Source organism: Streptomyces sp. NRRL S-337 (assembly GCF_000720175.1).
Taxonomy (GTDB): Bacteria; Actinomycetota; Actinomycetes; order Streptomycetales; family Streptomycetaceae; genus Streptomyces; species Streptomyces siderophoricus.
Map to the genome: position 1 here is coordinate 24,780 of NZ_JOIX01000002.1, position 14,172 is coordinate 38,951.

General features: G+C 68.8%; 8 protein-coding genes. 2 read left to right on the top strand and 6 right to left on the bottom strand.

Annotated features, from left to right (window positions below; genetic code table 11):
- Positions 1-100 precede the first annotated feature (100 nt).
- The 3 genes from IG62_RS0102330 to IG62_RS0102340 are packed head-to-tail and all read right to left on the bottom strand — an operon-like array spanning position 101 to position 5,170.
- Complete coding sequence (locus IG62_RS0102330; RefSeq protein ID WP_030796898.1) at positions 101-2,854, bottom strand: bifunctional YncE family protein/alkaline phosphatase family protein; 2,754 nt, start codon at positions 2,852-2,854, stop codon at positions 101-103.
- Positions 2,855-2,858: 4 nt separating this feature from the next.
- Positions 2,859-4,232, bottom strand: coding sequence for an ABC transporter permease (locus IG62_RS0102335; protein ID WP_030796902.1), 1,374 nt, complete (start codon positions 4,230-4,232; stop codon positions 2,859-2,861).
- Positions 4,229-5,170 (bottom strand): ABC transporter ATP-binding protein, encoded by a 942-nt coding sequence (locus IG62_RS0102340; protein WP_030796903.1) that lies wholly within the window; start codon positions 5,168-5,170, stop codon positions 4,229-4,231. Before IG62_RS0102340 ends, IG62_RS0102335 begins: the two co-directional genes overlap by 4 nt.
- A 706-nt stretch (positions 5,171-5,876) precedes the next feature.
- On the opposite strand from IG62_RS0102340, the gene rph reads away from it, so the two are divergent.
- Complete coding sequence (rph, locus tag IG62_RS0102345) at positions 5,877-8,492, top strand: rifamycin-inactivating phosphotransferase (RefSeq protein ID WP_030796904.1); 2,616 nt, start codon at positions 5,877-5,879, stop codon at positions 8,490-8,492.
- Here the strand turns inward: rph and IG62_RS44105 are convergent.
- The 3 genes from IG62_RS44105 to IG62_RS0102360 all read right to left on the bottom strand — a co-directional run bounded on the left by IG62_RS44105 (position 8,489) and on the right by IG62_RS0102360 (position 10,903).
- Positions 8,489-9,343: an AfsR/SARP family transcriptional regulator gene (locus tag IG62_RS44105; protein ID WP_234326202.1), complete on the bottom strand. Its 855-nt coding sequence runs from the start codon at positions 9,341-9,343 to the stop codon at positions 8,489-8,491. The two genes, rph and IG62_RS44105, sit on opposite strands and share 4 nt — an antisense overlap.
- Positions 9,344-9,983: 640 nt before the next feature.
- The gene (locus IG62_RS46970; protein WP_158794946.1) at positions 9,984-10,250 is read right to left on the bottom strand and encodes a hypothetical protein; all 267 of its coding nucleotides are present in this window, start codon (positions 10,248-10,250) and stop codon (positions 9,984-9,986) included.
- Between the two features lie 365 nt (positions 10,251-10,615).
- Complete coding sequence (locus IG62_RS0102360) at positions 10,616-10,903, bottom strand: hypothetical protein (protein WP_030796918.1); 288 nt, start codon at positions 10,901-10,903, stop codon at positions 10,616-10,618.
- A 332-nt stretch (positions 10,904-11,235) separates the two neighbouring features.
- On the opposite strand from IG62_RS0102360, the gene IG62_RS0102365 reads away from it, so the two are divergent.
- Entirely contained in the window at positions 11,236-14,085 is a 2,850-nt protein-coding gene (locus tag IG62_RS0102365; RefSeq protein WP_267887848.1) for a helix-turn-helix transcriptional regulator, read from the top strand.
- Positions 14,086-14,172: the final 87 nt, after the last annotated feature.

Consider the following 14,172-nt stretch of genomic DNA (forward strand, 5'->3'; position numbering starts at 1 on the left):
GACGGGGCCGGCGGGGCCGGTTCCCCGCACTGATTGCGGCCCGGACCGCCAAGGTCCGGGCCGCGCTCAAAGCCAGTCGCCCCTCAGCCTCCAGCAGACATCAGCCGTCGTTCTCCGAGGAGGGAAGGTACGCGCCCGGCACGTCCTGCGGCGCGAAGATCTTCTTCTCGCCCGGGTACGGCTTGTTCCAGTTGTGCGTCTCGTACCAGGTGAGGTGGTTCATCTGGGCGGGGTTGGCGTAGTCGGGGACGGCGTGCGGGCCGGTCAGCCGCTGCTTGGACTTCCACTTGTCCCAGGTCGCCGCCAGGTCCTGCTTGTCCGCGGGTACCTTCGCGGGCGCGACGGCCGCTGCGTCGGGGCTCTGCGGTGCCGGGGTGTCCGGGCCGCAGGGCGGCTGGGTCTTCAGGCCATCGGTGAGTGCGACGCGGTTGGGCAGCGCCTTGAACGGGGTGGTGTCCGGGAGGCGGGTGAAGGCGCGGCTCATGGGACTGGCCGCGCTGTCCTTCTGGTTCATCGGGTGGATCCCGAGGATCTGCTCGATGGTCCGGATCACCGTGATTTGGGTGTAGTAGTGGCTGTCGGTCTTGCCGTGCTGTGCCCAGGGGCTGATGATCTGGATCGGGGCCCGGTGCCCGTCGACGTGGTCGAGGCCGGCCTGGGAGTCGTCCTCGACGACGAAGATGGCCGAGCTTTTCCAGTACTTGCTGTGCGAGATCTTGTCGACCATCTTGCCGACCGCGAGGTCGTTGTCCGCGACCTGGGCGGACGGGCTGGCGGGCCCACCGGTGTGGTCGTTGGAGAACCAGAACATGTTCAGGTTCGCCGGCCCGTTCTTCTCGAAGTCCTGCTTCCAGATCTGGTACTTGTAGACGTCCGGGACGTCGAGGTCGAACATCGGGAAGCCGGGCACCGACACGTCGTTGAGCGAGGGGATCGCCGACCCGACATTGATGGGGTAGGCCGTGGGCTGCCCGGTCGCGTCCATGGTCTTGGCGTCGCAGTACAGGTTCTGCCAGGACGCACCGGACGGCTTGCTCTCCACCGACTGGAACTCACCGAAGTCCTTGACGGACTTGCCCGCCGCCTGCGCACCGCTCCACAGAAAACCGGACCTCTGGTGGCCGAGGGCGTCGTTCTCGGTGTCGTAGCTGCGCTGGTACTCACCGGCCGAGGACTCGGTGTACTCCGGATTGTCGCTCTGCATCAGCCAGTTGTGGCCCTCGGCGGAGTTCGTGCCGATGTCGTAGGTGTTGTCGTACAGCCCGAACTGCCTGGCCATCGCATGCTGGTTCGGTGTCACGTTCTCGCCGAACTGCGCAAGCTTCGCGTCGCCGTTGCCCTGCGGGAGGTCGCCGAAGACCTGGTCGTAGGTCCGGTTCTCCTTGACGATCAGGAAGACGTGCTTGATCGTCGAGCGGTCACCGAGCCGCTGCGGGACCGCTGTCGGCTTCGTGTTGCTGTTGCCGTCGCCCTTCGTGACGGAGTGGCCCAGCCAGCCGTTCTGCTTGAAGACCTTGGTCGTCTGGGACCTGATGACGCTGTCGTCGGGCAGCGTGAAGCGCTGCAGGCTGGAGGTGGTGTCATGGGTGCCGTGCGCGCCGCTGGGATTGGAGCGGCGGGCGTCGACACCGCGGGTGTTGGAGACCAGCACCTGGTTGCCGACGGTGGCGATCTCCGAGGGGAAGTAGTCCGTGGGGAGCAGGCCGACGTAGCTGACCGGCTCCTGCGGGCTCTTGTACCGGTACACGGCGACCGCGTTGGCGCGGCCGAGCGTCACCAGCAGATGACCGTCGTCGGTGAGCGTCACCGCGTTGGGCTCGTAACCCACCGACGCCTCCGGCCACGGGCGGGTGGCGATGGTCTGCACGACCTTGTCACGGGCGGTGCTGATGACCGACACGTCGTTGGTGGCGGTGTTGGTGACGAACAGTGCCCCGCCCTTGGCGTACAGGGCGGTCGGGTGCAGACCGACGTCGATGCTCTTGACGGTGGCATCCGGATTCGCCAGGTCGATGACGCTGACCGTGCCGGTGGTGGTGGCACCGGTCTTCGGGTTGGCAGGCACCTGGGTGTTGTAGGAGTTGATCGTGGTGTCGCCGGGCTTGGCCGCACGGCCGCCCTCGTTGCTGACGTAGAGCTTGTCGCCGACCTTGACCATGTCGCGCGGGGCGTTCCCCACGTCCCAGCTGTGCTTGACGGCCCCGGTCGCCGCGTCGAGGGCGACCACCTTGTTCTGGCCGTTGACCGCGGCGTACACGGTGGAGCCGTCGGACGAGAACACCGGCTCCCCCACCAGCGCGTGCTTGGCGCCGTCCGCCGGGATCTTGAGGAACGCCGGGTTGCTGACGCTGCCGTCCGGGTTCACGGTGAACCTGGTGTAGCCGTCGGTCTGGCCCAGCCACAGCTGCTTGCCGTCGGGCGAGTACGTGGGGCCTTCCTGGCCCACGGAGTTGCTGCTGATGCGCGGGTTCGACGTTGCGGAGGCGCTGACGAGCTGCTGCACCTTCCAGTTCTTGCGGTCGACGATGGCCAGCGCCGCTCCGCCGTCGGTCAGCGAGGCCGCGACGTGCGTGCCGTCCGGGCTGACCGAGGACGACATGATCTTGCCGTTGTCGATGACGAGGCGGTCGCCGTACGGGGCGATGTACTGGTCGCTGGAGACGACCTGGCCGTCAGCGGTCTGCTGGCCGACCTGGTCGGTGCCGAACTGGTGCGTCTGGGCGTAACCGATGCCGGCCGTGGCGGCGAGGACGACCGCGGTGGCCGTTGCCAGGGCGCTGCGGCGGCTGAAGCGTCTGTCGAAAAAGCCGGAACGGTCCTTCTCGTCATGCCGACGACGGCGTATGACCTGCATGGAGTCATCCCTTCGGGGTGGAGAGAAGTTCGACATTGCCGTCGAACTGCCACAGCGGGTTCGGTGTGTCCCCCTCCGGGGTCCGCACCAGGAAGTAGCCGTTGACTTCCTTCGGCCCATCGCCATCGGCCATGAACCGTCCGTCCGGGGTCACATCGAGCTGATAGATGGCCTGCCCCGCGGCCTGGACGCCGGGGAGGTGCCAGGAGACGACACAGCGCCAGTCGTTGCCCGGCCCCTGCGCGGCGACCTGGAGACCGCCCTTGTTGCACGTCGCCGTGGCTCTCAGCCGGTCCTCGGTGACGGCGGGCCGGTGGAGCTGCTCGGTCTGCATGCGGTACAGGTGGGCGAATGCCGTGGCGACCGAGCTTTGCACCTTCTCCTGCCCGATCCCGGAGCCGGTCGCCGTGGCCGTGGCCGTGATCGACGTGGTGAGGACCGCCACCGTCACGGCGACCAGCCCGATCAGCGGCAGCACTCCGGCCGTGACCGCGCGGCGCCCCGAACCGTCATCGCTCAGGTTGGTGAAGTCGCGCCGCAGGAACAGCAGGTAGGCCAGCGCTGTCGCCAGCACGGCCCACGCCAGGCTGACACCGGTGCCGATCAGGAGCGGCGCGAGCTGGGCCGGGCCGGTGAACAGGCCGTTCCAAGCGATGAAGGCGTAGCTGGGCAGCGCGAGGCGCACGGCGACGGGCAGCGGCATCATCTGGGCGAGCTGCATCGCGAGGGCGACGAGCACGGGCAGCAGCAGCCCCATCGGGGAGCGCCCCAGCGCGACGGACCCGAGCAGTCCGATCCCGGCCAGGGCGAGGGTCGGAGCGAGGACGCAGACCCAGGCGAGCAGGACCTTGACGGCGGCGTCCGCCGGCGTCAGCAGGTGGCCGTCGAGGCCGACCAGCGGCTGGTTGCCGACCGCCACCACCCCACCGGCCGCGCTGGAACAGGCCAGCCCGGCCACGAGCAGCAGGAGGACGGTGAGGCTGGCGAACGCCTTCCCGGCGAAGATCCGCCGGGGCGACCGGACCGCCACGAGCAGGTGGCGCCAGGTGCCGAGCCGGTCCTCGGCGGCGAACACGTCGCCGGCGACCACCGAGGTCAGCAGCGGCAGCGCCCAGGTGCCCGCGAAACCGAGCACCACCAGCGGTCCGGCCCATCCCGTGGCGTGCATCCAGCGGCCGAAAAGGGTGTCGACGGGGAGCGTGCTCTGTTGGCTCACCCCGGCGACGAAGAGCGCCGGCACGATCCAGCAGGCAAGAACCAGCAGGCGGATCCGCCACTGCGAGACCAGCTTGACCAGCTCGAAGCGATAGCAACGCGCCACCGAGGCGCGGCGGGCGCCGGCACCGCGGGCCTGGGCGTGGGTGAGGGCCGCGGTCATCGTCCGGCCTCCTCAGGTTCGGTGAGGGCGAGGAACGCTGCCTCAAGGGGCGATACCAGGGGGGAGAGCTCGCGTACCGCGACGCCCGCCTGCACCAGCCGCACCATCAGTTCGTCGAGGGCAGGCACCAGCGCGCGCACGAGGAGCACCTGCGCGTCGTGCCGTACCCCGGCGTCGTCCACGAGGCGGATCCCCGGCGTTTCGGCGGCCAGTTGGCGGGCGGCGGGCGCATCGGAGGTGCGTATCCGGTAGTCGAGTTCCTGCTCCTCGTCGGCCAGCTTGCTCAGCGGCCCGGAGAAGACGACCCGCCCGGTGGCGAGGAGGGTGACGTCGGAGCACAGGGCCTCGACGTCGTCCATCCGGTGGCTGGAGAGCACGACGCCGGTGCCGTCCGTCGCGAGCCGGGTCAGGACACCGTGTACGTGCTTCTTGCCGGCCGGGTCCAGACCGTTGGACGGCTCGTCGAGCACCAGCAGCCGGGGCTTGGTGAGCAGCGCCGCGGCCAGCCCCAGCCGTTGTCGCATGCCGAGGGAGAAGCCGCGGGCCCGCTCGTCGGCGACATCGGTGAGCCCGACCTGCGCGAGCGCGTCGTCGATCGCCGTCGTCCGCGCGTCGTCACCGCGGAGAGCGGCCAGCGCGGCGAGGTTCTGCCGAGCGGTGAGCGAGGGGTAGAGACCGGGTCCGTCCACGAAGCCCGCGACACCGTCGGGAGCGTCGAGCGTCCGCCCGACCGGTGTCCCCAGAATGTCGAGGCTGCCGCTGTCGGCGACGGCCAGGCCCAGCAGGAGGCCGAGCAAGGTCGTCTTGCCGGCGCCGTTCGGTCCGACGAGGCCGTGAATCTGACCCGGCGTCACATCCAGGTCGACGCCGTCGAGCGCGACGACATCCCCGAACGACTTGGTGATCCCGCGAGCCCGGACTGCGAGGAGTGTGTCCATGAGTCCCTTCCTTCGAGAGCCTCAAGGACCGTAGATGCAGGGCCCAACGATGGCCAGGAGCAGTCAGTTGAATGCTCATGGAACGGTTGACGACCGGGATGCACCACGACGATGCCCGGGCGGACGCCGGAGAGCGCTGTCGGAGTGCCGGGGTGTCGGCAGCGACGGTGCGTGGTGGACGGCGCGAGCGTGCACGAGCCGGCGGAACGACAAAGCCCGTCACGGGCCCGCTGCCTGCCCGCTCCGGGGTGAGCGCATTGCTTCGAGGAACGTGTCCGTTCCAGCGGACGACCAAAGGCAAAGACAAAGGCAATGGCAAAGGCAAGGAGAGCTCTCTCCTTGCCACTCTCAACGTATAGCGCACAGGGGGGCTTGCGGCAAGACCCCAGGCGCAGCGCAGAATCGTCGGCCGAGGCCACACAACCTGCGGAAATGGGGGGCACGACGTGCGGGTGTTGTAGTCGACGTACGGGGGACGCGGTGACGTCGAACCAGTGGCGGGACCGGCAGTGCGGTTGCGGGTACACGGCGCGAAAGTGCGGTGGTGCGTGCCGCCCGACTGGGCGGAGCTGCCGGCCGATGGGTCAGAGGGAAGGCAAACAGGGATGAGAACGTGCTCGGCAAAGGGTTCAACAGAGCTGGCGGGGCCGGTGGTTCGATCGGTCGGTGCAGCGCACGGGAGCACGGCTGTCTCGGGGGTGGCGAAATGACTGAGCGGTACGTGTGGGATCTTCAAGAGATTGACGCGACGCAGGTCGCGGTCGTTGGCGGCAAGGGCGCGCATCTGGGCGGGCTGTCGGGGATCGAAGGCGTCCGCGTGCCGGGTGGGTTCTGCGTGACGACGAACGCCTTCCGGCGGATCATGGCGGAGGCGCCGTCGATCGACGACCTGCTCGACCAGTTGTCGCGTACGGACCCGCACGACCGGGAGGCGATCCGCACGCTCAGTGCGCAGATTCGCCGGACCATCGAAGGGGTTGCCATTCCGGGCGATCTCGCGGCGGCGATCACCAGCGCGCTCGCCCGGTTCGGCGAGCAAGTCGCCTACGCCGTCCGGTCCAGCGCGACGGCAGAGGACCTGCCGACGGCCTCCTTCGCCGGCCAGCAGGACACGTATCTGAACGTCGTGGGCCCGACGGCGATTCTCCAGCACGTCAGCCGGTGCTGGGCCTCGCTGTTCACCGAGCGGGCCGTGACCTACCGCCAGCAGAACGGCATCGACCACCGTACGGTCCACATGGCCGTGGTCGTGCAGCAGATGGTCTTCCCGCAGGCGGCCGGCATCCTGTTCACGGCCGACCCCGTCACGGGCAACCGGAAGGTCGCCACCGTGGACGCCGGCTTCGGCCTCGGCGAGGCCCTGGTCTCCGGGCTGGTGAACCCGGACGTCTTCAAGGTGCGGGACAGCGAAGTCGTCGACAGGACGATCGCCGCCAAACAGCGTGTCGTTCACGCCCTGCCGGCCGGCGGTACGCAGGAAGTGGCGATCGACGCGCAGCGGCAGGAGCAGCCGGCGCTGACGGATGCGCAGGTCGTGCGGCTCGTACAGCTCGGGCGTCGGATCGAAGCGCACTTCGGCCGCCCGCAGGACATCGAATGGTGCCTGGTCGACGAGGGCTTCCAGATCGTGCAAAGCCGGCCGATCACGACGCTGTTCCCCATCCCCGAGGCCGGTGACCAGGAGAATCACGTCTACGTCTCCGTCGGTCATGGGCAGATGATGACCGACCCCATGAAGCCCTTGGGGCTTTCCATGTGGCAGCTGACGGCCATGGTGCCGATGCACGAGGCCGGCGGGAGGCTGTTCGTCGACGTCACCCGGCGCCTGGCCTCGCCCGCGAGTCGTGCCGGCCTCCTGGGCGTCCTGGGGAAGGGCGATCCGCTGACCAGGGACGCGCTGGAGACCGTCCTCGACCGCGACGATTTCGTCCCGTCGCTCCCGGACGCGGGTCCCGGCGGGCGGCCGGCCGGCGGTGCGTCCGCGCCGATCGAGACCGATCCGGCCCTCGTCACCGAGCTGATCGAGCGCAGCCAGGCGTCCATCGCCGCCCTGGAGCGTGACATCCGGACGAAGACCGGACCGGCGCTGTTCGACTTCCTGCTGGAGGCCTTCGAGGAGCACAAGCGGGTCCTCAGTGATCCGCTGAGCATTCAGGCGATCATGGCGGGCATGGAGGCCACGTGGTGGCTCAACGACAAGCTGCATGAGTGGCTGGGCGAGAAGAACGCGGCTGACACGCTCACGCTGTCCGCCCCCGACAACGTCACCTCCGAGATGGGACTGGCGCTGCTCGACGTCGCGGACGTGATCCGCCCGCGGCCGGAGGTGGTGGCGTTCCTGCGGGGCGTCGGGGACGCCGAGTACGCCGAAGATGCAGTCTTCCTGGACGAGCTGGCGAAGCTCACGGGCGGGGCCGAAGCGCGCGACGCCATCGAGGCCTACCTCGACCGGTACGGCATGCGCTGTGTCGGCGAGATCGACATCACGAGGCCGCGTTGGCGCGAGTGCCCCACCACGCTCGTTCCCGTGATCCTCGACAACGTCAGGAACTTCGAACCGGGCGCCGCCGAGCGGCGGTTCGAGGAAGGACGGCAGAAGGCTCAGCGGAAGGAACAGGACGTGCTGTCACGCTTGCGGGCCCTGCCGGACGGCGACCGGAAGGCCGACGAGACCAAGCGGATGATCGACCGGGTCCGCACCTTCATCGGGTACCGGGAGTACCCCAAGTACGGCATCGTCAGCCGCTACTTCGTCTACAAGCAGGCGTTGATGGCGGAGGCCGAACGCCTCGTGCGGGCCAACCTGCTCCCTGAGAAGGAGGACGTCTTCTACCTCACGTTCCAGGAGTTCCACGACGTCGTGCGCTCGCACCAGGTGGAGAACCAGCTCATCCAGCAGCGCAAGGACGCGTTCCGGTCGTACCACGCGCTCACCCCGCCCCGGGTGCTCACATCGGAGGGTGAGGCGCTCACCGGGGCGTACCGGCGCGACGACGTGCCGGCCGGCGCCCTGATCGGCCTACCGGTTTCCGCCGGGACCGTCGAGGGAAGGGCCCGCGTCATCCTCGACATGGCGGAGGCCGATCTCGAGGCGGGCGACATCCTGGTCACGGCCTTCACGGATCCCAGCTGGTCGCCGCTGTTCGTCGGAATCACGGGCCTGGTGACGGAGGTGGGCGGCCTGATGACCCATGGCGCAGTGATCGCCCGGGAGTACGGCTTGCCGGCCGTCGTGGGCGTGGAGCAGGCCACCCGGCTGATCCGGGACGGTCAACGGATCCGCGTGCACGGAACAGGTGGGTACGTCGAGATTCTGCCTTAACTTCCCTCCAGCGAAACGGACGTGACGTACCGCACGTCGTTCCACGGCTTGCCTGGGATAGCGTCCGGGAGACTCTCGCGCCCTGTAAGAGCGGCGCGAGAGAGGGCCGCTCTACGGTTACTCAAGCCCGTTTCCGACATGACTGGCCGACAAGGGGCCCATGGCGCCTGGAATTCCGAAGTCCGGCAGTACCACGCCCTACCGCCCCACCCTGCCAACGGCGCCATGCGTCCACGAGGCCGTGCGCCGCCGGACGGAGCCGACACCAGGTCGGTGTCCGGCCGGCGGGCCGTGCGGTGTGCGGAGGACCGGCCGCTCGTTCCGCTGTCCTGAACGCGCCCAGAAGGGGAACCATGGACCACTACGCGATGGATACCTACGGCCAGGCGTTCGCACAGCAGCAGGTCATTGAGGTCCAACTCGGCGGCCAAGCGCTCGCCTTCGAGGGTGCCGCGCAGCGCGTTGAACCACGGGGTGTCCGGCTCGGCCGGCGCCTCGCCAGGCCACAGCCGCAGCGCCTCGGTGAGCAGCCGTGCGGCGTGGGTATCGTCCCCGGCGGAATGGGCACGGGCGACCAGGTCGCGGAAACGGTGCAGGTCCACCGCTTGCGGGTCCACCTCGCACACATAGCCGTGCGGATGGCGGCTGATCGACGCGCCGAGCGGCTCGATGACGCGACGCAGCCGCGACACATAGCTGTAGAGCGTCGTCGCGGCGCGCTGCGGCGGGCGTTCGCCCCACAGTCGGTCGATCAACCGCTCCACGGAGACGGGGAGATTGGCCTCGACGAGGAGAGCCGCGAGCACCTGGCGCTGGCGCAGATGCCCCAGATCCACCTCCCGGCCGTCCACCCGCGCACTGATCGTGTGGAGCCCCCTTCCCCCTACGGGTCAGTGTTCGAGGACCGGACAGGGGAAACAAGGGACATCCAGGACGTTCTTCCGCCCCCGGTGCCAGCCCCGGCGTCGAGCCATTTCGAGTCCTTGCCGACCAGCGCCGCGAACGCTTCGGGGTCCGCAGCGAACACCGGCACCACTGGGGCCGACCCCGGACGCGAGCAGTCCCCACCTACTGGCCTCGGTCCCTGTGTTGGTGCTCGTGCCGGTGGTGAACAGCATGCTGAACGGAGAGTGAAATGTCCGATGAGGCTTGCTTCCGTGTTGGGCTTCGTGTCCCAGACGTGACCGAGGCGGCCAGGTTCTACCAGGGGCTCGGGTTCGAGCCGATCGGAGCGATACCGGGACCGGATGGCTCGACGGTCATGGCCATCCTGCGTCGCGGTGAGCTCCAGTTACTCGTCGATGCCCTGGTCGGCCTGCCGTTTCCCGACAGCGACCAGGGAACGCATGACGAAGACCGGGCCACGTGGCCTCGGCGTGGTCATCGGCGTCGAGGTGGACGACGTCAACGCCACCGCGGTCTACTGCCGCATGACCGGTTGCACCGTCACCACCGGCCCGGTCGACGCACCATGGGGGTCACATCAGTTGCTCAGTTGTAGACATAGAGGTCGAACTTGCCGTCCGGTCGGGGCACGCAGGTCCACTGCTGGGCCGAGTTTCGACCGTCCGCCTTGCAGGCCGACAGGGTGCGGTAGGTCCCGACGTAGATGCCGCCCGCGGCTGACGTGCTCGCTTTCGTGCGTTCGACGAGGGCGAGGGTGCTGCGTGCGCTGTGGCAGCAGCTCCGCCGATCAGCAGGGTGGCTCCCGTCGCGGCACTGGTGATCCATATCCGGGTACGCATGATGTCCCCTCACGATCGGAGTGTTGTGTGCAGTCGTCATCCTCGTCAGGACAGGCAAGACGAGGGGACGGTTTACCTGTCCGAGGCATGTCCCGGACAGCCTGGCCGCTGTCCTGCCTGGTCAGCGGGGGCATTGCCACCCTGCTTCGAGGCGTCGAATTCGACGGTGCATCGCCGGTTCGTGATCTGGTCCTGTACGGGCGGGCTGGGGCCGGCTGTACCAGAAGGTTCTGCGCAGATCCCTGTCATACATGGCGGTGGCCAGGCTGCTGGACTGGCTGCGCGGTCAGCACCTGATCCCCACGGCCCGGCCGGGGCGGGCTCGCGTCGGCTACTTCGTTGAGTGGCCTTCGCCAGGCTCGTGGTGCCAGCCGTCGGCTAGTAGGCGGAGGCCACGACCTCTCCGCTCGTGATCTGGGGTGGGTTGGGAAGCAGTGTCGCGAGGTTGTCACGCACGAAATCCGCTGCCTTGGAGACCGATTGTTCGGCGCCGGCCTGGTCGCGGAAGATGCTGGTCGAGACCATCACTCCGTTCCCGGCATCGATCCAGTAGTAGGCCACGAAGCTGGGGATCTGCCGCATGAGCGGCACGAACCCTTCATTGACAAGGCGTGCTGCCTCGCCTGGATCGGTCACCCCTTCGTACCGTCGGACTGCTGCGTACATGGCCGATCTCCTCGTGGGGTTCCAGGGGCGTATTTGCTGCAACGCCGTACCCCTCGCGGTGGCCGGCTCCTCGTAAGGAGTCCGAAGGATCACCTGAAGGGCCGTCCTTGGTCATCCGAACGGCCCGCCGGCGAACGGCCCGCCGGCGCGGTGGTGGTCGCGGTTCTCGGTATGGCCGGCGGCGCCCGGCCCGCTACCTGAGGACCGGCGTTCGCGTGGGGGTGAGCGTGCCGTGGACGTACGGACGATCCGTCCGGAGAGTGGTCCTTTACTAGGTATATCCAAGACGTGTGCTATGAAATCCCTGACATTGCATGGCGTGTGGGGGTTGCATGACATCTTTCGAAGGTCGTCTTCTGGGTCGTGCGGCTGAGTTGGCGCAGCTGTCCAGGTTGGCGGAGTCCACGCTCGCCGGGGAAGGGCAGGCCGGATTCGTCGTGGGTGAGGTCGGTCTCGGGAAGACCGCGGTGCTTGAGCAGGCCGCGGCGGACGCACGGCGTATGGGCATACGGGTGCTGTACGGCCGTGCCCAGAGCCTGGCCCAGCCATGCCCGTTCGCCTTCATCTCGAGCTGCTTGGGGATCGAGGAGTCCCCCTCGGACGACCGGCGGGCGCAGGCCGCCGAGGTCCTGCGGGGCGATGCCCGCTACGGTCTGCCGGGCGCCAGGAGCGAGGCGACGGGGGCGTATGCCGCGACGATCGAGGCGATGGTCGGGCTGGTCGAGGACTTGTGCGCGCAGGGCCCTCTGGCACTCTTCCTCGACGACCTCCAGTGGGCCGATTCGGCGAGTGTGGCAGTGCTGCACAAGCTGGTGCGGTCGGTGCACCAACTGCCGCTGCTGGTGGTGGGCGCCCACCGGCCCGTGCCCGGAGCGGGGGACGTCGACCGCCTGTCACGAAAGCGGATCAGCGGCAACCACACGCTGCTGGAACTGGCACCCCTGGATGCACAAACCGTGGCGGCCCTGCTGACGGAGCTGTGCGGCCGGGAGGCCGGCCCACGACTGCGGCGCATGGCCGAGGGAGCTGCCGGAAACCCGCTGTACATCACGGAGTTGATCGCCGCGTTGCGGCGCGAGCACGCCATTGAGACCGGAGACTCCATGGCGGACATCGCGGCCGGCTCTTCGCTGCCGCCGCTGACCGCTCTGGTGACACACCGGCTTCGGTACCTGCGTGATGACGTGCTGCAGATGCTGCGCATCATCTCCGTACTGGGCGCCAGTTGCACCACGGCCGAACTCGCGGCGGTCGCGGACATCCCGATACGTGACCTGCTGACCATCATGGCGGAGGCCCAGGCATCCGGAGTACTCACGGACTCCGGCCCATTCCTGGGTTTCCGCCATGAACTGGTCCGGCACGCGCTGCACGACGCCGTGCCGGGACCGCTGCGGGCCATGCTGCACACGCGAGCGGCACAGTGTCTTGCCGAGTCCGGGGCGGCGCCCGAACGCGTTGCCGAGCACCTGCTCAACGGGGCGCCAAGCCCGGATTTCCTGATCACGTGGCTGGAGGGGGCCGCGGCACGGCTCACCACCCGGGCACCGGCCATGGCGCTGCGGCTGATCACCACGGCGCTGGAACTCGGTGACCCCACGGATGCCGGGTACGGCACCCTCCAGCTGCACCACGCCGTGGCACAGCTGTCCGCCGGTCACCTCGCCGAAGCGGAGGAAAGTGCTCGCTCCGCCCTGGCCAAGGCACCGGAACCCGGTCTGGAATGCTTGCTGCGCTGGATCGTCATCCAGGCAGCGTTCGCCCGCGGCCGACCCGACCTGGCACTGGCAGAGGCACGGGCCGGATGCCGGAGCCCGGACCTACCGGCGATCGAGAGGGTCCGGCTCCAGGCATTCAGCGCGGTATGTCTCTTCGCGCTGGGCGACCTCACCGAAGCCGGGGCGATCGCCTCACGTGCCCGGTGCCGTGCCGACGAGGCCGGTGACGGCTCCGCCCTGGCCAGCGTCCTGCACGTACTGGCAGCCAAGCGTTTCCTCGAAACACCGGACGCAGAAGCGGTCGAACTGGCACGGCAGGCCTCCCGCCTCACACCCGACACGATGCACCCGGCCCAGTGGCTGGGACTGCAACTCTCCCTGGGCAACTGCTACATCGACCTCGACCTCGAACACGACGCCCGGCAGACCCTCGCCGCCGTACGAAGACCGGCGGAGCGCACCGGAGGGGTTTTCCTGCCCTGGTACCACCTCTCCTGCGCGCTGCTCGCGTTCCACTCGGGGCGCTGGGACGATGCGCTGGCGGAGGTGGCAGCAGGTCTCGATTACGGAGGCCAGGCCGCCTCGATGAGCCGGGCACTGCGGGCGGTGTCAGCAGTGATCGCCGTGCACAGAGGCCGGCGCCCCGATGCCGAAGCACAACTCAAGGCCGCACTGCCCGAGATCGACAACGTCACGGTCGCCGCTTTCTATGAGTATCTGCCGCTGTGCGCGGGCGCGCTTCTGGACGAGGCGCAGGGCGATGCCGAGCGCGCCTACTTCCGGCTTGCCGAGGCATTCGACAAGGGCGTCGGCCACCTGCCGGGCCGGCTGATCCTGGGGTTCCTGACACCTGATCTGGTCCGACTGGCCCTGGCCCGGGAGCATCACGAGAACGCACGACGGTACGCCGCCGCCGCGCAGCAGCGGGCCGAGCACAGCGGCGGCCTCTACCACCTCGGTGACGCCTACCGTTGCCAAGGTCTGCTGAACGAAGACCCCGACCTGCTCATGGAAGCGGTCCGCTGCTACCGCACCGCTCCGCGGCCTCTCAATGCGGCACACACCTGTACCGATGCGGCGGAAATACTGGCCCGCCGAGGGCGACCGGACGAGGCCCGTCTCCTGCTCGATCAGGCGCTGGACACCTACACACAGCTGGGCGCGGTCTGGGACGTGACACAGGCGACGTCCCGGCTGCGAGCGGTCGCCGTCCGCCGAGGCTCCCACCGGGCCCGGACCGGCGTTCGCGACGGCTGGCAAGCACTCACCCATACGGAGCGGCTGGTGGCGGAGCATGTGGCCGAAGGGTGTTCCAATCCCGAGATCGCGGCTCGGCTGTCCATTGCCCGAAGCACCGTCAGCACCCATGTATCGAGCATCCTCAGAAAGCTGGGGATGACCTCACGGGTCGAGATCGCCGCGGAGGTGACCCGCCGGCAGAATTCCGGCCAGTCACCCACGTAGACGCCTGGTGCCGTACCAGTGCCGGGTGCCGCGTGCCGACGCGTTGTTCCCCGGCTCCGTTGACGGAGGCCGGGGAACCGTCCGACG